Origin of the sequence: Glutamicibacter sp. B1 (genome assembly GCF_039602135.1) — a bacterium.
Taxonomy (GTDB): domain Bacteria; phylum Actinomycetota; class Actinomycetes; order Actinomycetales; family Micrococcaceae; genus Glutamicibacter; species Glutamicibacter ectropisis.
On sequence record NZ_CP125942.1, the window covers coordinates 178,421 to 198,699 of the forward strand.

Here is a 20,279-nt window from a genome sequence, read left to right on the forward strand (position 1 = left end):
GCGCATCGACTTTTACTCGCCAATAGTGGCGGATAAATTATGCTTTGACCTGTACTCACTCCGATGGGGTGAGGGTAGCTATCGCCAAGTAGGCGAATGCTAGTCACGGGAAAGTGAATCCTTTGGGAGTCGATGAACATGGTTCATTGGCTCCTTTTTTGTTTTCCATTCAATTGTTTTGCATGGGACTAATTGTCGTGCCAAAAAACGAAAATTGAGAAGAATTTATCCGCATTGAATTCCTAAGAGAGGAAAAATAATGAATCGTTCAACAGCGTTCCCGGTAGCCCTGACCGGCAGCCGGGACCGCGTGCAGATGTGGGCCGACGAAACTGAAGTAGAACAGGCAGCGCTCCAGCAGCTACGCCGCGTTGCGGCACTACCCTGGGTGCACGGGGTGCGTGTCATGCCCGATGTCCATGTCGGTAAGGGCGCGACGATCGGTAGCGTCATCGCGATGAACCAGGCCGTTTCACCTTCCGCGGTAGGAGTTGATATCGGATGTGGTGTGGCGGCGGTGCGCACGAGTATCCGAGCGGACCAGCTGGTGGATCTCGACCTATTGCGCGCCAGCGTAGAATCCGCGATCCCGGTGGGCTTCAACGCGCACGATGAGCTACCAAAGCTGCGTCGCTTCGGCATGGAGGCCGGCGTGGACAAGCTCTTTGGCAGGTTCGGCTCCTTGGATGAGAAGGTGCAGAAGCTGAAGAGCAAGGCCGTTGGACAGTTGGGAACGCTCGGCGGAGGCAACCACTTCCTGGAGCTGTGCCTGGATCAGGAGGACCGCGTGTGGATCACCCTGCATTCCGGTTCGCGCAATATCGGTAAGACCTTGGCCGATCGGCACATCAGTATCGCCAAGTCATTGAGCCACAACCGGGGACTCGTTGACAGGGAACTGGCGGTCTTCCTTGAAGGTACACCACAGATGGATGCCTATAAGCATGACCTGTGGTGGGCGCAGGAGTACGCCGCCGCCTCGAGGGCGCTGATGCTTGCGTTGTTCAAGAATGCGGTGGTGAACCACTTTGAGGCTCTGCATGTTCAGTTTGATGCTCCGATTAACGTGCACCACAACTACGTGAATGAAGAGCAGATCGATGGGCGGAACCTCTTGGTCACCCGTAAGGGCGCCATTAGGGCTGGTGCCGGTGATCTGGCGTTGATCCCTGGATCGATGGGAACCGGGTCCTATGTTGTACGCGGTCGTGGAAACCCGGGATCGTACTTCTCGGCTTCGCATGGTGCAGGACGACGGATGAGCCGTAGTCAGGCGAAGCGGATGTATTCGGCGAACGATCTTGCCCAGCAGACCACGGGTATCGAATGCCGTAAGGATGCCGGGGTGGTGGATGAGATCCCCGCAGCCTACAAGGACATTCACCAGGTTATTGAAGCTCAGAAGGATCTGGTGGAGGTCGTCGGACACTTGCGGACCATCCTGTGCGTCAAGGGCTAGATGCAGGGCGGCGTTGGCACAAACCGTGATACACGGGAAGCCAACGTCGTCCTTCGTCTAGCGTAAAGTGGTGTTAGTGCCCTATCATCATTGAGTCAGGAGTCACAGTCTTGTGGTTTCCGGCGCTCTCAAAAGGGGCGATACCCGTTGCCAAGAAGCAACTGGTAACGGCAGACATATATGGAATTTTCTTCAGCATCATTTTTTGAAAAGAGTCCATAATGTCTAGCGTTTCCGCTGCCATTGCCCACGCCCTTAAACCAGTTGCCCCACAGATCTTCGGACTGATGGGAAACGGCAACGCACACTTCCTTGACGCCGCAGTACGTGCGGGATTTGATTACACCGCCGTCCGCCACGAGTCGGCAGCGGTATCGGCCGCCGATGCGTACTTCCGCATTGCGAACAAACTGGCCATCGCCACCACTACCTACGGTGCCGGTTATACGAACGCTGTGACTGCACTGGCCGAAGCAGCAGCGGCTAAGACTCCGCTACTTTTTGTCACCGGGGATGCACCCAGCACGGGATTGCGTGCCTGGGACGTGGACCAAGCGGCCATCGATTCGGGCGTTCGAGCGCCTCGTTATGTGGTGGACCGGCACACCCCGGGGAGTATCGCTCTCGAAGCGGCCGCGCATGCACTGCGCGAGCAAACCCCGGTGGTTCTGGCTATTCCTTATGATCTGGCAGCGCTCGAAGCGCCGACAGAAGAACTTCCCGAGTTTGGCTCACTGGCTAGCGCGCCAGCCGTTCCACGGTTAGAGTCCGCCGCACTGGCTCAGATCGCGGCGAAGCTCGATGCTTCGCAGCGTACCCATATTCTTTATGGCCGTGGTTCGATTGATGCCGCCGAACAGGTTAAGGCGTTGGCGCAAAAGCTGGATGCCACCACCTCGGGAACCTTGTTGGCCCGTGACCTGTTGGACTACGAGTTCGATTTGGGTATTACCGGGGGCTTTGCCACCGAAGCCAATGCTCGCATCATCGCTCAGGCCGATACCGTATTGGTCTTGGGTGCTTCCTTGAACCAGTTCACCATGCGCTTTGGTGAGCTCATCAGTCAGTCGGCAACACTGATTCAGATTGATCTGGGGACGGCTGCCACCAATGCTCGCGTGGACTACTTCGCTACCGCCGATGCCCAAAGTGCGGCAACAGAATTGCTGGATACCGTGAAGGACGCACAAAGCAATTGGTGTGCAGAGCTTGATCTCAGTGATCTGCGTAGCCGCCCGGTCGGCGATGATGTGGTCGAGGACGGACTGCTGGATCCGCGTCGTGTGGCTTCAGAATTGGAGAAGATTTTGCCGGCCAATCGAGTCTTGGTGCAAGACGGTGGACACTTTATTGGTTGGGGGCCGATGTACTGGTCGACGACCGGGGCACGTTCGCTGACCTGTGTGGGTACCGCTTACCAGTCCATTGGGTTGGGGATCGCCTCGATGGTGGGCGCCGGTGCTGCAGCCCAAGGACGTACGGTTGTTCTGGCTGCGGGAGACGGCGGGTTCTTAATGGGGTTGGCTGATCTCGAATCCATCATCCGCACCATCGACAGCGGTGTGATCGTGATTTACAACGACTCGGCCTACGGGGCGGAAGTCCATCAATATGGTTCGATTGGCCTGCACGAAGACCCGATGCTGATCCCGACCGTCGACTTTGCGGGCATCGCCAGGTCCATGGGTGCCACAGGTATTCGCGTAGAGAAACTCTCGGATATGACAGGGCTCACGCAATGGGTGGCCGACGGTGCTCGTGGCGTGTGTCTGGTTGATGCCCGCGTATCCACGCGGATCCGTGCCCCTTATATGGAAGAAGTGCTTGCTGCCAACCAGAAAGCAGCCGCGACACTGTCATTACAATCCGATTAAGACGCTGGCAAAACAGTTGGGGTACGGCGTAGGGTTGACCCGTGCGCAAGATTTTAGTCGGAACAGCTAGCCTGAGTTTGGGAGCACTTTTGATCCTCCCGGCAACCGCTGCCTTTGCTGTACCGACTAGCTCTAGTGATCGAGCCGAAGCGCCAACCCAACTGTTTTCGCAGTCTTCTTTGCGTGTGGCTACCATTCAGGCCAACCTCACCGCCGCGTCTTCTGGTGGTTTAGAGGCAAAATTGATGGGTGGAAACAACCTGCAGGCCAATCAGGTGGCCGACAGTATTTCCGCAGCCGATGCCGATGTTGTTGTCCTAACTAATATGGATGCCGAGCAGGGTGCAGTTGATACTTTCAAGGATCAGTACCTGAATAACGTTGCAGATAATCGTCTTGACGTTAACTATCCGTATTCTTACCTTGCCGTTGGCTCTAAGGGTATGCAGAGCGGTGCTGATTTGAACTCTGATGGTGTGATCGGCAGTGCCGAAGACGCCTGGGGCCAAGGTGCTTTTGAAGAGCAAGGCTCCGTGGTGGTGCTTTCCAAGTACCCAGTGGACGAAACGAAGATTACCGCCGTTTCAAAACTTAAATGGCAAGACGTTGAGAACGGTCAGCAGAACCATACTGGTTTATCAGGCGTGCTGGCTGCTTCCATCCCGGTAATGAACACCGGATTATGGGATATCCCCATAGAGTTCCGTGGACAGCAAGTCCATGTGGTCGCCACGCAGACCGAGCCTGAAGGGGAGAACGAAGATTTTTCCCAAGCCCGCCACAATGATGAACTGAAAGTCATTTCAGATTACATCGCTGGAAAGGACTACGTCCTTACCGATAACGGACGCCCAGCTGCAGGCGTAGGCGATGAAAAGTTTGTCGTAGCCGGTGCGCTGGATCTTCAGGATTCTTCTGAAAATGGCATAAAGTCATTCCTCAATGGCTTTGCACGTGAGGATGCATTAAACGATTCGGGGAGCTACTTGATCCCTGATTCCTCATGGCAGATTACTGGCCAGGGACGTATCGAACAGAGCGAACCGCACTAGGTGAAGCAATTCCGGATTCTGGTGAAGAACCGGGATCGCTAATCTGGACCGACGTCGAGTTCTAAGCTCTACCAACTAACTCATTGGGCGCAGTTATCGCCATCTCCAACTGTTCGCGCAGGGCGATCTAGTCCGCTTCATCTGGCATCCGAAACTATCGGTGGGGCTTTCGGCTGATCATAAGTGCCCGTTGGTTTGTAGCTTTGTATCGACCGGCTTCTGTGGAAGAGATTCCACATGCTTTCGTGGCCGCTGGTAGCCGAGAATAATTCCCGGCAGTATCAAGGTAACTTTCAGGGTCATATAGATAAGCTGGGGGCATCATGAAAAACGATCCAATTTCGATGACTTTCATTGGCAAAGATGGCAAGCCTCGTTCCGGCGTGCAGCAGGCCATTCTGAAGGGCATCGGTGTGCAACGGCCGTTGGTACTGGCGTACATCAAGCGCCTTCGTAAAAAGCACCCGGAAGCAGACACCGCTGAACTGGCTGCCATCGTTGAACGGGACTACCTGCGTATCGCCACCGGATCGGGAGCAGCGGTTGGTGGTACGGCTGCGGTCCCAGCTATCGGCACCGGAGTTGCGCTGGGTCTTTCCGTGGCAGCGACCCTAGGGTTCCTTGAAGCGTCCGCCCTCTATGCTCAGAGCTTGGCAGAACTGCACGGTATCGCTATCGAAAATCCCGACCATTCTCGTGTGTTGGTCATGGGCATCTTGATGGGCGAAGAAGGCAGTTCCATGATTGCCGGATTAACCTCTCAGGCAGCCGGTCGTGGCGGAGGCCCGGTGAAGGGATGGGCTAAGGCCTTCGGTGCTAATAAGCCCACCAGCTTCTACGCGAGTATCCAACGCGCAATGCAGACGAAGTTCTTGCACAAGATCATCGGTACCCAGGCTGCCAGTGTTCTTGGACGTTTGGTTCCGTTTGGTGTTGGCGCGGTCATTGGTGGAGCGGGTAACCGTTACCTTGCCAAACGAGTGATCGAAAACGCCGCCGATGCTTTTGCTGGCATCCCTACGGTGGTGCCAAGCGCTTTGCCGTTGGATGATCCACGGATTCTGGAAGCCGAAATCGTAGAAGAATAGCAAGATAGTCCTCCGCGGAGCGGCTGAAAGCGACCGGGAAGCGTCCGATAAGAATAGTTTTAGCTGTTTTTATCGGACGCTTTTTGGGTTTAAACCGCGAGAAACCGGGGATTAAGGAACGCGTCGGTCATTAAGTGTGCACGGTCACCCAGAAAAACAAGGTCCCCGATTTGCACCACCCCCAAAACCTGTGTATAGTTTTTCCTTGTCGCCGAGAGCAAAACGGAACAAATAACCGGATGCAAATCGGAGGCAAAACCCCAGAAAATCAACGGTTTTACACAGGTCACTGTGGAAGAATCATTGAAGAATGGGAACCAAGAATACTGATTCAAATCACAAACAATTGATTTGACTTTCAGAAATTCACGGTGATAAGATTTGAATATAACGCTGGACGATATTACCGCCTGAAATGGTGGGTAAAGAACCGGTAAGTGTTTGTTGTTTGAGAACTCAATAGTGTGCCAAGTTTGTTGATACCGAATTATTTTTATTTGGTGAATACATAACATTTGCTTGAGGCATTACACCCCCGTGTAGTGTTCTTGAGTGTTTTTTATTCGCCAGGATTTTTTCATTGATTCTCCCTTATTTTCCGAGGGGTTTCGGTGGCTTTTTGTTTTTTATGGAGAGTTTGATCCTGGCTCAGGATGAACGCTGGCGGCGTGCTTAACACATGCAAGTCGAACGATGAAGCCCTGCTTGCAGGGTGGATTAGTGGCGAACGGGTGAGTAACACGTGAGTAACCTGCCCCCGACTTTGGGATAAGCCCGGGAAACTGGGTCTAATACCGGATATGACTTCTTACCGCATGGTGGGTTGTTGAAAGATTTATCGGTGGGGGATGGACTCGCGGCCTATCAGCTTGTTGGTGAGGTAATGGCTCACCAAGGCGACGACGGGTAGCCGGCCTGAGAGGGTGACCGGCCACACTGGGACTGAGACACGGCCCAGACTCCTACGGGAGGCAGCAGTGGGGAATATTGCACAATGGGCGCAAGCCTGATGCAGCGACGCCGCGTGAGGGATGACGGCCTTCGGGTTGTAAACCTCTTTCAGTAGGGAAGAAGCGAGAGTGACGGTACCTGCAGAAGAAGCGCCGGCTAACTACGTGCCAGCAGCCGCGGTAATACGTAGGGCGCAAGCGTTATCCGGATTTATTGGGCGTAAAGAGCTCGTAGGCGGTTTGTCGCGTCTGCCGTGAAAGTCCGAGGCTCAACCTCGGATCTGCGGTGGGTACGGGCAGACTAGAGTGATGTAGGGGAGACTGGAATTCCTGGTGTAGCGGTGAAATGCGCAGATATCAGGAGGAACACCGATGGCGAAGGCAGGTCTCTGGGCATTTACTGACGCTGAGGAGCGAAAGCATGGGGAGCGAACAGGATTAGATACCCTGGTAGTCCATGCCGTAAACGTTGGGCACTAGGTGTGGGGGACATTCCACGTTTTCCGCGCCGTAGCTAACGCATTAAGTGCCCCGCCTGGGGAGTACGGCCGCAAGGCTAAAACTCAAAGGAATTGACGGGGGCCCGCACAAGCGGCGGAGCATGCGGATTAATTCGATGCAACGCGAAGAACCTTACCAAGGCTTGACATGTGCCAGACCGGATCAGAGATGGTCTTTCCCTTCGGGGCTGGTTCACAGGTGGTGCATGGTTGTCGTCAGCTCGTGTCGTGAGATGTTGGGTTAAGTCCCGCAACGAGCGCAACCCTCGTTCCATGTTGCCAGCACGTAGTGGTGGGGACTCATGGGAGACTGCCGGGGTCAACTCGGAGGAAGGTGGGGATGACGTCAAATCATCATGCCCCTTATGTCTTGGGCTTCACGCATGCTACAATGGCCGGTACAATGGGTTGCGATACTGTGAGGTGGAGCTAATCCCTAAAAGCCGGTCTCAGTTCGGATTGGGGTCTGCAACTCGACCCCATGAAGTCGGAGTCGCTAGTAATCGCAGATCAGCAACGCTGCGGTGAATACGTTCCCGGGCCTTGTACACACCGCCCGTCAAGTCACGAAAGTTGGTAACACCCGAAGCCGATGGCCTAACCACCTTGTGTGGGGGGAGTCGTCGAAGGTGGGACTGGCGATTGGGACTAAGTCGTAACAAGGTAGCCGTACCGGAAGGTGCGGCTGGATCACCTCCTTTCTAAGGAGCTAACCATTTTTTGGTTGCCCATGTCTGTGCACGAGTGTTGTACGGGTGGGTTGCTCATGGGTGGAATATCAATGAACTCAGTACTGGAAAGCATGCATGCCTGATCAGTCCTTTATATGGGGGTTGTGTGGTGTGTGTGGGGTACTGGCTGTGGCTGCATGGTGTTTGTGTGCTGTTAGTACGCACTGGTGATGATGGTCCTCTTGGGGGTTGTTGTTGGTGGTGTTGGAACGTGGTGTGTGAGTGGTGTGTGGTTTGTATGGTTTGGCATGCTGTTGGGTTTTGAGGCAACAAGCCTCTAATACCGTGGTGATGATCCTTTGGGGTTGTTGTTGTGGTGTTGGGGTTCTTGGTGTTTCGGTGTTTGTCCTGTGTTTGCTGCGGTGATGTCCTGGTGGATTGATACTGGCCTTTGGGTTGGTGTTGGTTTGGGGTGTTGTTGTGGGGGTGTGGGGTTGTTGTTTGGGAACTGTATAGTGAACGCGAGCATCTTGCAGATGAGATGAGTCTGATGATCCTTTTCCTGGGGTTGTTGGGTGTTTGAGTCTTGTCTGTGTGATTTTGTTAGATTGTTTTATTGCTCAATTATTTTTGGGAACTTTGATTTTGTGTTGAAGTTTTTAAGGGCGCACGGTGGATGCCTTGGCATCAAGAGCCGATGAAGGACGTGGGAATCTGCGATAAGCCTGGTGGAGTCGATAACCGGACGTTGAGACCAGGATTTCCGAATGGGGGAACCCCGCACCATGTTATGTGGTGTGACCTGCAGCTGAATGTATAGGCTGTGTGGAGGGAACGCGGGGAAGTGAAACATCTCAGTACCCGCAGGAAGAGAAAACAATAGTGATTCCGTTAGTAGTGGCGAGCGAACGCGGATGGGGCTAAACCGGTTGGTGTGTGATAGCGGATAGGCGTTGCATCATCGGGGTTGTGGGGTCAACATGTACCAGTGCTATCTTGCTGGTGGGATGAGGTGCAGGCGTATAGGTGAATCGGTTGGAATGCCGGACCATAGAGGGTGATAGTCCCGTAGGTGTAATGCGTGTCTGCCGTTCTAGTGTTGATACCCGAGTAGCACGGGGCCCGTGAAACCTTGTGTGAATCTGCCAGGACCACCTGGTAAGCCTGAATACTACTTGATGACCGATAGTGAATCAGTACCGTGAGGGAATGGTGAAAAGTACCCCGGGAGGGGAGTGAAATAGTACCTGAAACCGTGTGCTTACAATCCGTTAGAGCAGCCACTTGTGGTTGTGATGGCGTGCCTTTTGAAGAATGAGCCTGCGAGTTAGTGCTGTGTCGCGAGGTTAACCCGTGTGGGGTAGCCGTAGCGAAAGCGAGTCTGAATAGGGCGTTTGAGTGGCACGGTCTAGACCCGAAGCGAAGTGATCTACCCATGGCCAGGTTGAAGCGCGTGTAAGAGCGTGTGGAGGACCGAACCCACTTCAGTTGAAAATGGAGGGGATGAGCTGTGGGTAGGGGTGAAAGGCCAATCAAACTTCGTGATAGCTGGTTCTCCCGAAATGCATTTAGGTGCAGCGTTACGTGTTTCTTGCTGGAGGTAGAGCTACTGGATAGGCGATGGGCCCTACAAGGTTACTGACCTTAGCAAACTCCGAATGCCGGTAAGTGAGAGCGTAGCAGTGAGACTGTGGGGGATAAGCTTCATAGTCGAGAGGGAAACAGCCCAGAACGCCAACTAAGGCCCCTAAGCGTGTGCTAAGTGGAAAAGGATGTGGAGTTGCTGTGACAACCAGGAGGTTGGCTTAGAAGCAGCCACCCTTGAAAGAGTGCGTAATAGCTCACTGGTCAAGTGATTCGCGCGATAATGTAGCGGGGCTCAAGCACACCGCCGAAGTTGCGTCATTCAATATTAACCCGGTTTCGATTGGGTGTTTGGATGGGTAGGGGAGCGTCGTATAGCGGGTGAAGTCGCGGTGGTAGGAAACCAGCGGTGGACGCTATACGAGTGAGAATGCAGGCATGAGTAGCGAATGACGGGTGAGAAACCCGTCCGCCGAATGATCAAGGGTTCCAGGGTTAAGCTAATCTGCCCTGGGTTAGTCGGGGCCTAAGGCGAGGCCGACAGGCGTAGTCGATGGATAACGGGTTGATATTCCCGTACCGGCGAAGGACCGCCCATACTGAGCTGTGGATGCTAACCATGACGGATCATGGCGTGATGACCTTCGGGTTGTTTGTTGTGTGGTGTTGTGGGAACCGATGCAGTGAGGTCAGCGTATTAACAGGTGTGACGCAGGAAGGTAGCCGAGCCAGGCAATGGAATTGACCTGGTCCAAGGGTGTAGGAAGAGTGGTTGGCAAATCCGCCACTCATGTTTCTGAGACCTGATAGGCGCCCCATTTGTGGGGTGATTCGGTGATCCTATGCTGCCTAGAAAAGCATCGGCGTGAGGTCCCAGTCCGCCCGTACCCCAAACCGACACAGGTGATCAGGTAGAGAATACTAAGGCGATCGAGAGAATCATGGTTAAGGAACTCGGCAAAATGCCCCCGTAACTTCGGAAGAAGGGGGGCCTGCCTCGTGATCAGCTCTTGCAGTTGTGAGCGGGTGTGGGCCGCAGAGACCAGGGGAAGCGACTGTTTACTAAAAACACAGGTCCGTGCGAAGTCGCAAGACGATGTATACGGACTGACTCCTGCCCGGTGCTGGAAGGTTAAGAGGACTGGTTAGCAGTAATGCGAAGCTGGAATTTAAGCCCCAGTAAACGGCGGTGGTAACTATAACCATCCTAAGGTAGCGAAATTCCTTGTCGGGTAAGTTCGACCTGCACGAATGGAGTAACGACTTCCCCGCTGTCTCAACCATGAACTCGGCGAAATTGCAGTACGAGTAAAGATGCTCGTTACGCGCAGCAGGACGGAAAGACCCCGAGACCTTTACTATAGTTTGGTATTGGTGTTCGGTGCAGCTTGTGTAGGATAGGTGGGAGACTTTGAAGCTTGGACGCTAGTTCAGGTGGAGTCATCGTTGAAATACCACTCTGGCTGTATCGGTCACCTAACTTCGGACCATGATCTGGTTCAGGGACAGTGCCTGATGGGTAGTTTAACTGGGGCGGTTGCCTCCTAAAATGTAACGGAGGCGCCCAAAGGTTCCCTCAGCCTGGTTGGCAATCAGGTGTTGAGTGTAAGTGCACAAGGGAGCTTGACTGTGAGAGTGACAGCTCGAGCAGGGACGAAAGTCGGGACTAGTGATCCGGCGGCACCTCGTGGAAGGGCCGTCGCTCAACGGATAAAAGGTACCTCGGGGATAACAGGCTGATCTTGCCCAAGAGTCCATATCGACGGCATGGTTTGGCACCTCGATGTCGGCTCGTCGCATCCTGGGGCTGGAGTAGGTCCCAAGGGTTGGGCTGTTCGCCCATTAAAGCGGTACGCGAGCTGGGTTTAGAACGTCGTGAGACAGTTCGGTCCCTATCCGCTGCGCGCGTTGGAAATTTGAGAAGGGCTGTCCTTAGTACGAGAGGACCGGGACGGACTAACCTCTGGTGTGTCAGTTGTACTGCCAAGTGCATCGCTGATTAGCTACGTTGGGAAGGGATAACCGCTGAAAGCATCTAAGCGGGAAGCCTGCTTCGAGATGAGATTTCATGCACTATTGTGTGTGAGGCCCCCAGCTAGACCACTGGGTTGATAGGCAGGATGTGGAAGCAAGGACTGAAGACTTGTGTAGCTGACTGTACTATAGGCCGATGACTTTCAACACAACTATAAAACAATAATTTGCTAGCAAAGTTAGTATGCTGTTCGCGTTCACTATGCGGTTACGAGACAACAACCTCGAACCATAAAAACATGAGATAAGTTTTAACACCGGAAACATGACCAAGAGTAATGGTTTGTGTGCTTCGTGATTGTTACGGCGGTCATAGCGTGGGGGAAACGCCCGGTCCCATACCGAACCCGGAAGCTAAGGCCCATTGCGCCGATGGTACTGCACTCGTGAGGGTGTGGGAGAGTAGGTCACCGCCGGACTTAACCTAAAGAATATGGTTTGAGGCCCTGGACACTATGGTGTTCAGGGCCTCACCTGTTTAACCAACAAGGTTGCTGGCGACTATCTGGCATCTCTTGACGCTCTGTTCGAGGCAGTTCTAGAGTCAACGCATCTATTCGTTGTTGCTCGAGGAGGACTCTTCAATGAGTCATCTAACGTTCGCCATCAATGTCACCCTGGATGGATGTATTGATCATCGGGTGGGGATCGCTGACGATGAGACCCATGAGTACTTTACTGACCTAATGGATCAACACGGAGCGATGCTGTGGGGTCGTACTACGTACGAAATGATGGAAGAATACTGGCCGCTAGTGGCCAGTGGAGAAATCGAAGCGCCTGCGGCAATGCGCCATTGGGCAATGATGATTGAAGACAAACCTAAATATGTGGTCTCCACGCAACGCGTTGAATTCCCGTGGAAAAATAGTCGCCACCTTAGCGGTGATCTAAAAACCGCAGTCCACGCGCTAGTCGAAAGCACACCGAAGGGCGTGCTGCTAGGAAGCAACAAGCTCGCAACTGAGTTGGATCGCCTCGGGATGATCGACGAATATCGCTTCCTTATCCATCCCATCATCGCCGGTCATGGTCCCCGACTGTACACACTGGGGCTACCAAGTGAGCGTCGTATGGAACTGCGGGAACGCAGAACCTGAGTAACGGTGTGATCGCGGTGCACTATCGTCGCGCACGATAAAGCCGACCCGCTCGTGGAAAACTCCACGAGCGGGCCGGCTTTGGCAGTAAAGAATAATTTAGCGGGCGGTCGCTTGCTGTCCCGTCAGTTCAGCCAGGGTCGCCAGAGATCCGTGTTCATGCAGGGACTCTAAGGTCTTCAGGTACGGTGTGGTGAAACGTTCATCATCAACCACATCTCCGAAGAGGTCGCGCTGACGTAGGAAGGCCAGTGGATCTTCGTGGTGCTTGGACGCTGTAGCGTGGACTTCCTCGGCGAGGCGGTCAACGATGTTGATGGTCGCGCCATCCTCATCGGTGCCCTCGGCGTAGCGAGCCCAGCTAGCGACAATGGCGGCCGAGAGCGTGACATCGCGGTTGGCGGCGAGGTTTTCACGCACTACAGGCATTAGCCACTTGGGGATGCGGTCCGAGGAGTCAGCGCAGAGTCGGGCCACGGTATCGGCCACGTATTCGTTGCTGTAACGTTCGATGAGCTTGTGCTGGTAAGCATCCAGATCTACCCCGGGCAGGGCGCGGAGGGTAGGCTCGGCTTCTTTTTTCATGTAGCTCAGCAGGAACTGGGCGAACAGTTCGTTGCGTGCCACATCGTGCACCGCACGGTAGCCGGCGAGGTGGCCGAAGTAGCACAGGCCCTGGTGGGTGGCATTGAGCAGTCGCAGCTTCATCAGTTCATAGGGCACCACGTCATCGACCAGCTGTACGCCAGCCTCTTCATAGGGTGGGCGACCGGCCACAAACTTGTCCTCGAGCACCCACTGCTCAAAGTCTTCGCAGACTACCGGCCAGCCATCATCGATGCCGTAGTTCTGAGCCACGTCAGCCCGATCGGCATCGGTGGTGACCGGGGTAATGCGGTCCACCATGGAGTTCGGGAAGGAAACATTCTCTTGGACCCAATCACCGAATTCGGGATCCAGCGCGCTAGCGAAGGCACCAAACATCTTGTGCGCGACCTCGCCATTGCCCTGAATGTTGTCGCAGCTCATCACGGTGAACGGCGCGAGTCCGCGTTCACGACGTAGCTTCAGCCCGGCGCTGATCAACCCGAAAGTGGTTCGTGGGGCCTGTGGATTGGCTAGGTCCGCAGCGATGGCGGGATTACTGAGGTCGAATTCTCCGGTCACGGGGTGGACGTTGTAACCACCTTCGGTGACGGTCAGTGAGACGATGCGGATCGCCGGATCGGCTAGCTGTTCGATGGCTGCGGTGAGGTCATCGGGGGCGTAGAGGAATTGGAGGATCGAGCCGATGACCTCAACCTCGCGGGAGCCGTCAGGATTTTTCACCACGAGGGTGTAGAGCCCGTCGCTGGCGTTTAGTACATCGCGCATGCGCTGATCGGATTCCATGACGCCCATGCCAATGATTCCCCAGTCCAACGCCTTGCCCTGATTCATCAGGCGGTTCAGGTACATGGCCTGGTGGGCGCGGTGGAAGCCACCCACTCCGAAATGGACGATGCCTGCGGTAGCTTTGCTGCGGTCATAGCGGGGGATGCCCACCTGTGGATCGAGCTGGCTGAGTGTCTGGTTGTTCAGTTTCATAGTTCTAGGTTCCTTTCTCAGGATCTGGCTTAGTGGGTGGCGATTGCTGGTGAGGGTGCTACGCCGTGAAAGCCTGGTTGGGTTCCGCGCAGGGAGTGCGACATGAGCGCGGCGACCAGGTAGAGGGCGGCGAAGAGGAAGACCATGCCGGCAGCTCCCAGCACGTTGTATAGCAGGGCGACGAGCAGCGGGCCGGCGAAGACGGCGGCGCCGATGCCGAGGTTATAGGAGGCCATGGCTGCTCCGGGATGTTCGGGAGCCAGCGAGACGGCGATCGCCGAAAGCGGCACGAAGCCGGCCAACCCGATGCCGAAGATCGCACCAATGAGCAGGGTCAGTGGGTAGGCGAAGGCGTACCCATGATCCACGGCCCAGGCGGGAACCAGGTAGAGCGCTGCCATGGAGATCGCGCAGAGTACGGCGCCGAACCAAACGACCACCTTGGACCAGCCCAGCTTGTCGCCCAGGGCACCGAAGAAGAGATTAAAGGGGATGTTGACCGCGTAGATCACGGTAGTCAGGATCAAAAACTGGCCAACACTCCAGCCGAAGCGGTCGGTGAATAGTGCTGGGAAGAAGATTGCCATGCCGTAGGTGGGTACCGAGTTGATGGTACGGGTGAGCATCACCATCAGGGCCTTGCGGTTACTGATCAGCAGGCGTAGCCCAAAGCTCATGGTCTGGAAAACCTGTTCCGGGTTGCTGACCAAGGGGGCTCGTCCGGTCTTTTCCTTGACGCCGATCAGTGCGATCCCAGCACCGATGACCACCAGCGCTAGGGATACCCAGAGGGTTTGGTAGTAGCTCAGGGAGAAAATTTCCAGAGTGGCGTTGGCAGTCAGGGCACCGAGGGTGGGTAGACCGGCGCTGAAGGCGACATAGAACCAGCCGATGGCTACCGCCAGGCGCTTGGCATTGGCGGTGGCAGAAATCCAGACCAGGAATCCGTAGGCGAAGAAGGGGTAGCCAAAGCCGCGCAGCGCATAGGTGATGAAGATCAGCGGCATGCTCGAGGTATTCAGCGCGACGCCCAAAAAGAGTAGTTCGAAGACGATCCAGATGCCGGCGCCGATCATCATGACCTTGCGTGGGCCCCATAGATCGGACAGCGAGGCCGAGAGGAATGCGGCGATTGCGACGGCTACGCCGTAGATGGTGACCAGGGTTCCGGCTAGCGGAATGGAGAAACCGTGGTCGCCGGTCAGATAAGGGGCGAGGATATTGGTTTCTACGCCGTCGCCGATCATGAAGATCATCAGGCCGACAAATCCCCACAGTAGTGGGCGTGGTAGCCCGAGTTTCTCTAACAGTGAGTTGGGTGCGGGCACTGGGGTCGATGTCATGGCGCTCCTTTGCGACAGCCTTGCCGGGTGATCGATTGAACCAATCTAACACCAAACAAACAAATTCAACATATTTTCTGTTAAAAACTTGGAAAAGTTGATGTTTTGTGAGTTTGCGCCCGGCATCTATCATCGAAGTTGTGGCAAATAACGAACCTGATGTTAAGAACGATGTTCCCGGCCTCGCCCAGGGACTGCCTCCCGAAGCGCGCCGCGAACAAATCACCGGGCACGTCAATAAGGCCCGCAGCTGCCGGGTCGAGGAGTTGGCCGAAATCTTCGCAGTCAGCGCCATGACTATCCACCGTGACCTCGACGTACTGGCCAAAGAAGGACGGCTGCAACGCATCCGTGGTGGGGCACGCGCCATCACCGCCCGCCTAGCCGAACGCGATGTCCGCCTGCGTCGCCACCTGAACTCCGAAATCAAAGGGCAGCTAGCCGCCACCGCCGCGCAACTGATCGAACGTAACTCTGTGATCGCACTGGATGACTCCACCACCGTTGGTGCGCTGGGTGACTACCTCGAAGAACGCGAACCCTCCACCGTGATCACCCATTCGCTCGCGCTAATGGGGGCGGTATCCGCCATGGCGCACATCGACATGGTCGGGCTCGGCGGGCAGTACTACGCCGAAACCGACTCCTTCCTCGGCTCGATTGTGGTGGAACAGGCCGAGCGGCTGATGGCCGACGCAGTCTTTGTCTCCACCACCGCGATCAAAGACCAGGCACTGTTGCATCCGGATGCTGAGGCAGCCCGCACCAAGCGCGCTCTACTGAAGATGGGGCGGCGCAAAATCCTGGTAGTGGACTCCAGCAAATACGAGTCCGCCGGCATCTACCACGTGATGGACCTATCCGAAATCGACGACGTGGTCATCGACGACCAACTCGATCCGAAATTGATGAGCCAGCTTAGGACCCTCGGCCCACGCATCCACATTGTCAACACCTCTGCAAAGGCGCATTCATGACCCCCACCTATGTCTTAGGCATCGACTCATCGACACAGTCCTGCAAGGCCCTACTGGTTGACGCGGCCACCGGCGAAGTGGTGGCCGAAGCCCGCCAGCGGCACCCCCAAGGCACCCAAGTAGATCCGCAACACTGGATCACCGCGATGGAAGAGGCCACCGAAGAGCTGTTGCCCCGCGCCGCAGCGGTCTCCATCGCAGGACAACAGCACGGCATGGTGGCACTGGATGAGCACGGGGTTCCGGTGCGCGAAGCCATGCTGTGGAACGATACGTCCTCGGCCCCGCAGGCCGCCGAACTGACCGAGGAACTCGGTGGGGCCCAGGCCAGCGCTCAGAAGATCGGTAGCGTTCCGGTGGCCTCACTGACCGTGAGCAAACTGCGCTGGCTACGCGATCATGAACCGCACAACGCGCAACGCACCACCGAAGTCCTGCTACCCCACGACTACCTGACCTGGCATTTAAGTGGACGCGGGCAGGCGGTCAGCGACCACGGGGATGCTTCGGGCACCGGATACTACGACCCGGCGGCCCGCCGCTTCCTGCCAGAACTGGCTGCCAGTGCCTTGGGCCATCCGGTGAAACTGCCCCGCCTGGCAGAAGCCAACGAAGTGGTGGGGCGTACTGCCAGCGGGGCAGCTATTGCTGCTGGCACCGGAGATAATATGGCCGCCGCCTTAGGGCTGGACCTGCAACCCGGGGATGTCTGCATTTCCATCGGAACCTCCGGGGTAGCTTCGGCCGTAGTGGAGCACAGCGTGCATGATGGCACCGGAATGGTCAACGGGTTTGTCTCCGCCAACAACAAATACCTGCCGCTGGCCTGCACCCTGAATGGTGCACCGGTCTTAGATTTTGGTGCGCGCATGCTCGGGGTCGGGCAACAAGAATTCTCCGATATGGCACTGGCTGCCGAACCGGGTTCCGGCGGGGTTGTGCTGTTGCCTTACTTCGGTGGGGAACGCACCCCCAACCGCCCCGAAGCCACCGGTCTGTTGCAAGGATTGCGCACCACCACCACGCGAGAGCAGATCGCCCGCGCCTATGTGGAAGGACTGCTGTGTTCCATGAAGGACGCGGTGGCCGCGCTGGAAGCCAATACCCATCAGGCCACCGCGCGGATCCTGCTCATCGGCGGAGGGGCCGGGGCCGAAGCGGTACGCAGGATCGCGCCCGAGGTTTTTGGGGTGGCAGTGGAGGTTCCACGCACCGCAGAATATGTGGCCCTTGGGGCAGCTCGGCAGGCAGCCTGGGCGCTGAGCGGTGAAGATGAACCACCGGTGTGGAATATTGCGGCGTCGACCCGATACGAGGCCCAGGAACGGCCGGAAATTTACGCTCATTACGCGTCGCTACGTGACGCGACAGAAGGGTGGAAATAGGGCGGGTATCGCGTAGCGTAGGAACTATGGATACGCTCTTTTTCGCCCATCGCGGCAGTTCCCATAAATACTCGGAGAATACCCGAGCCGCCTATCTGCAGGCCATTGACGAGGGAGCGGACGGGATCGAGTGCGATGTCCACCTGAGCATGGACGGTCAAGTGGTGTGCCATCACGATCCCACCGTAGACCGCACCTCCGATGCCTCCGGGTTGGTTGCTGCCTACACCCTGCAACAGCTCAAAGCACTGGACTTCACCGGGGTGGTGCCGGCAGAAATCCCGGCCGAATACGGGGCTGAAAACGAGCAGCTACTGAGCCTAGATGAGCTGTTGGAACTGATCGAGCAGCGCGGCAAGCCGGTGGGACTGGCCGTGGAGATCAAGCATCCCAGCCCTTATGGGCTCATGCTCGAAGATCGGGTGTTGCAGGTGCTGCAAGCCCATCATTTTGACCCGGAAACCGGTAAGGCCGGGAGTGCCGGGCAGATCTCGGTGACGCTGATGAGCTTTGAACCGAACTCGCTGCGCTACCTGGGGCGAACGGTGAATCCAAAACTGTTATGCCAGCTGATGACCGAGGTTAATCCCGCGTATCTGAAAGAGCTCTTGGACTCGGGACAGGTTGGCCGGGCCGCGGTGTATTCGGTGCTCTACCGTTCGGTGGCCGAAGGCATTGAGCTGATTAACGCTGGTGGGGCCGGGATTATCGGTTCCGGAGTGGCGTGGACCCGTGCCAATGAGCACCTGGTGCGCCAATGGCTGGACGAAGGACGAGAAGCCAGGATCTGGACGGTGGATCGTGCGGCTGACGCGCAATACCTGATCGAGTTGGGCGTCGGGGAGCTGACCAGCAACCGACCTGTTGAACTTCGCGGCGAATTGGAGCAGTACTAGAGAAATGATCGCCCAAGCAACCGAGCAGTTCAACCTGTACCTGGAAGACACCTACGCCTTTGAAGCGCAGGCCAGCGTGATCGCTACCGGCGCCGATGACGAAGGCCCGTGGCTGGCGGTGAGCCCGAACATTTTCCACCCGCGCGGTGGTGGTCAGCCCGAAGATGAGGGCAGCGTTGATGATCAACCGGTGAAAGTGCAACGTCTTGATAACGGGCTGGTCATCCTGCGTGGGGCAGCACAGCAGCCGGTGGGAGCCCAGGTGCACACGCAGATCGATCGCGCGGTGCGCCTGCAGCATGCTGCCTTGCACACCGCCGGGCATATCCTCGGTTTTGCTGGGGAAGCACGGGGCTGGCAGCACCGAGGACATTCGCACTTTCCGGGACAAGCCCGCCTAGATTTTGACCCGCAGAGCATTGATCTTCCGTTGGCTGAGGAAGAGCAGCGCGCTGCTGCCAAGGCCTGGCTGCAACAACGGGTTGATGAACTGGTGGCCCAGGGAGGGGCGATTAGTAGTGTCATGGATGCCCAGGGTGTGCGGACCGTTAGCATTGCTGGCATTAATGCTGAACCCTGTGGTGGGACCCATGTAAGCCACGTTGACCAACTCACCGGGTTCATCATCGGCGAGGCCAAGGTCAAGCGTGGAGTCTACAAGGTGCGCTACGAGGCCAAGCATAGTGACTAAGTTTTTGACCCCCGCGACCAAGATGGGTCTGTCCATCTCGATCGCTACCGGGTTGTATGGGATTTCCTTCGGCGCCCTCTCCATTGCCGCCGGGCTGAACCTCTGGCAAACCGTGGCCTTGAGCGCCCTAATGTTTACCGGTGGATCGCAGTTTGCATTCATTGGGGTAATTTCCGGTGGTGGGGCGGGGTCTGCAGCTTTTTCGGCCGCCTCGTTGTTGGGCGTGCGTAATGCCGTGTATGGGATGCAGATTAAACAGAGCCTGCGTCCACAAGGCCGGCAGGTTCCGTGGATGGCGCAGCTGACCATTGATGAATCTACGGCCGTGAGCCTGGGCCAGGCCCGCATGGCTGAGAAGCGTCGCGGGTTTATCACCGCCGGCACCGGGATCTATATCCTGTGGAACCTCTTTACCGTGCTCGGCGCGTTATTGGGTGAGCAAATGGGGGATCCTGCTGTGTGGGGATTGGATGGTGCAGCGGTGGCGGCCTTCATTGGCCTGCTGTGGCCGCGACTGAAATCCGCTCAGCCGGTCATGATCGCCCTGGCCGCCGCCGTGCTGACCGCACTCGCGGTGCCCGTCAGCGCACCGGGAATGCCCATTTTGATCACCGCGGTATGCGCTGCAATTTTTGCGGTCTTTACCTCCGGCAAGGTGCCCAATGCGACGGAACATGGGCGACTGCGTAGCGTGGAGCAAGAACCGGGGCAGGAGGAACAATGAGCGAATTGAGCTGGTGGGTTTTAGCAGCCTGCCTCAGTGCCTATGCCATCAAACTCTGTGGCTACTTTGTTCCCCGCAAGGTCCTCGATTCTCCGATCATGTCCCATGTGGCTTCGACACTGACCGTGGCGCTGCTGGCCTCCTTGGTCACCGTGAATGCCTTCACTTCGGGCCAAGAATTAGTCATTGATGCTCGTGTCGGTGCCTTGGGCGCTGCGATTATCGCCTTGGTCTTTAAGGCACCGTATCTGGTGGTGGTGTTGGTCGGGGCACTTGCCGCGATCTTGTTGCGTGCTACGGGGCTTGCCGCCTGAAGAGCTGCTGGGCACAGATGACAAGCCGGGATTCGGGTGGGAAAGTAGAG

At 56.4% G+C, this 20,279-nt stretch carries 13 protein-coding genes and 3 rRNA genes; 14 read left to right on the forward strand and 2 right to left on the reverse strand.

The genetic code is table 11. The annotated features are described in order from the left end of the window. The first annotated feature begins 259 nt into the window (after positions 1–259). From QMQ05_RS00830 to QMQ05_RS00865, 8 genes are all read left to right on the forward strand, one after another. Positions 260–1,459 (forward strand): RtcB family protein, encoded by a 1,200-nt coding sequence (locus QMQ05_RS00830; RefSeq protein WP_345472215.1) that lies wholly within the window; start codon positions 260–262, stop codon positions 1,457–1,459. Between the two features lie 221 nt (positions 1,460–1,680). Then, positions 1,681–3,333: a thiamine pyrophosphate-binding protein gene (locus QMQ05_RS00835; RefSeq protein WP_345472217.1), complete on the forward strand. Its 1,653-nt coding sequence runs from the start codon at positions 1,681–1,683 to the stop codon at positions 3,331–3,333. A 41-nt stretch (positions 3,334–3,374) separates the two neighbouring features. Further along, entirely contained in the window at positions 3,375–4,385 is a 1,011-nt protein-coding gene (locus QMQ05_RS00840) for an endonuclease/exonuclease/phosphatase family protein (protein WP_345472219.1), read from the forward strand. A 323-nt stretch (positions 4,386–4,708) separates the two neighbouring features. After that, a complete protein-coding gene (locus tag QMQ05_RS00845; RefSeq protein ID WP_345472221.1) occupies positions 4,709–5,473 on the forward strand; it encodes a hypothetical protein in 765 nt (254 codons plus the stop codon). Positions 5,474–6,098: 625 nt separating this feature from the next. After that, positions 6,099–7,624: ribosomal RNA gene (locus QMQ05_RS00850) — 16S ribosomal RNA — on the forward strand. A gap of 619 nt (positions 7,625–8,243) precedes the next feature. Next, positions 8,244–11,362: ribosomal RNA gene (locus tag QMQ05_RS00855) — 23S ribosomal RNA — on the forward strand. Between the two features lie 152 nt (positions 11,363–11,514). After that, positions 11,515–11,631: ribosomal RNA gene (rrf, locus tag QMQ05_RS00860) — 5S ribosomal RNA — on the forward strand. The 16S, 23S and 5S rRNA genes sit together here, the layout of an rRNA operon. Before the next feature lie 165 nt (positions 11,632–11,796). Further along, entirely contained in the window at positions 11,797–12,312 is a 516-nt protein-coding gene (locus QMQ05_RS00865) for a dihydrofolate reductase family protein (RefSeq protein ID WP_345472223.1), read from the forward strand. A gap of 99 nt (positions 12,313–12,411) precedes the next feature. Here QMQ05_RS00865 and QMQ05_RS00870 read toward each other — a convergent pair whose 3' ends face one another. Both QMQ05_RS00870 and QMQ05_RS00875 read right to left on the reverse strand, forming a co-directional pair. Further along, positions 12,412–13,899 carry a mannitol dehydrogenase family protein gene (locus QMQ05_RS00870; protein ID WP_345472225.1) on the reverse strand — a complete coding sequence of 496 codons (1,488 nt, stop codon included), beginning with the start codon at positions 13,897–13,899 and terminating at the stop codon, positions 12,412–12,414. A 29-nt stretch (positions 13,900–13,928) separates the two neighbouring features. After that, a complete protein-coding gene (locus QMQ05_RS00875) occupies positions 13,929–15,242 on the reverse strand; it encodes an MFS transporter (RefSeq protein WP_345472227.1) in 1,314 nt (437 codons plus the stop codon). 140 nt (positions 15,243–15,382) lie between these two features. On the opposite strand from QMQ05_RS00875, the gene QMQ05_RS00880 reads away from it, so the two are divergent. Genes QMQ05_RS00880 through QMQ05_RS00905 form a run of 6 tightly spaced genes read left to right on the forward strand, consistent with a single transcriptional unit; the run spans position 15,383 to position 20,229 of the window. Continuing rightward, positions 15,383–16,219 (forward strand): DeoR/GlpR family DNA-binding transcription regulator, encoded by an 837-nt coding sequence (locus tag QMQ05_RS00880; RefSeq protein ID WP_345472229.1) that lies wholly within the window; start codon positions 15,383–15,385, stop codon positions 16,217–16,219. Continuing rightward, positions 16,216–17,604: a xylulokinase gene (xylB, locus tag QMQ05_RS00885; protein ID WP_345472231.1), complete on the forward strand. Its 1,389-nt coding sequence runs from the start codon at positions 16,216–16,218 to the stop codon at positions 17,602–17,604. The genes QMQ05_RS00880 and xylB overlap by 4 nt, the downstream gene beginning before the upstream one ends. Before the next feature lie 26 nt (positions 17,605–17,630). Beyond that, complete coding sequence (locus QMQ05_RS00890) at positions 17,631–18,500, forward strand: glycerophosphodiester phosphodiesterase (RefSeq protein ID WP_345472232.1); 870 nt, start codon at positions 17,631–17,633, stop codon at positions 18,498–18,500. A gap of 4 nt (positions 18,501–18,504) precedes the next feature. After that, positions 18,505–19,191, forward strand: a complete 687-nt coding sequence (locus tag QMQ05_RS00895; protein ID WP_345472233.1) for a hypothetical protein — start codon at positions 18,505–18,507, stop codon at positions 19,189–19,191. Positions 19,192–19,213: 22 nt separating this feature from the next. Next, positions 19,214–19,915: an AzlC family ABC transporter permease gene (locus QMQ05_RS00900; RefSeq protein WP_345474586.1), complete on the forward strand. Its 702-nt coding sequence runs from the start codon at positions 19,214–19,216 to the stop codon at positions 19,913–19,915. Next, entirely contained in the window at positions 19,912–20,229 is a 318-nt protein-coding gene (locus QMQ05_RS00905) for an AzlD domain-containing protein (protein WP_345472234.1), read from the forward strand. Before QMQ05_RS00900 ends, QMQ05_RS00905 begins: the two co-directional genes overlap by 4 nt. Positions 20,230–20,279: the final 50 nt, after the last annotated feature.

What these genes read in the sequence shown, in the direction of transcription:
- QMQ05_RS00895 (WP_345472233.1), top strand. Translation starts at nt 18,505, where the DNA reads ATGATCGCCCAAGCAACCGAGCAGTTCAACCTGTACCTGGAAGACACC.
- QMQ05_RS00865 (WP_345472223.1), top strand. Translation starts at nt 11,797, where the DNA reads ATGAGTCATCTAACGTTCGCCATCAATGTCACCCTGGATGGATGTATT.
- xylB (WP_345472231.1), top strand. Translation starts at nt 16,216, where the DNA reads ATGACCCCCACCTATGTCTTAGGCATCGACTCATCGACACAGTCCTGC.
- QMQ05_RS00905 (WP_345472234.1), top strand. Translation starts at nt 19,912, where the DNA reads ATGAGCGAATTGAGCTGGTGGGTTTTAGCAGCCTGCCTCAGTGCCTAT.
- QMQ05_RS00900 (WP_345474586.1), top strand. Translation starts at nt 19,214, where the DNA reads ATGGGTCTGTCCATCTCGATCGCTACCGGGTTGTATGGGATTTCCTTC.
- QMQ05_RS00845 (WP_345472221.1), top strand. Translation starts at nt 4,709, where the DNA reads ATGAAAAACGATCCAATTTCGATGACTTTCATTGGCAAAGATGGCAAG.
- QMQ05_RS00870 (WP_345472225.1), bottom strand. Translation starts at nt 13,899, where the DNA reads ATGAAACTGAACAACCAGACACTCAGCCAGCTCGATCCACAGGTGGGC.
- QMQ05_RS00835 (WP_345472217.1), top strand. Translation starts at nt 1,681, where the DNA reads ATGTCTAGCGTTTCCGCTGCCATTGCCCACGCCCTTAAACCAGTTGCC.
- QMQ05_RS00875 (WP_345472227.1), bottom strand. Translation starts at nt 15,242, where the DNA reads ATGACATCGACCCCAGTGCCCGCACCCAACTCACTGTTAGAGAAACTC.
- QMQ05_RS00890 (WP_345472232.1), top strand. Translation starts at nt 17,631, where the DNA reads ATGGATACGCTCTTTTTCGCCCATCGCGGCAGTTCCCATAAATACTCG.
- QMQ05_RS00830 (WP_345472215.1), top strand. Translation starts at nt 260, where the DNA reads ATGAATCGTTCAACAGCGTTCCCGGTAGCCCTGACCGGCAGCCGGGAC.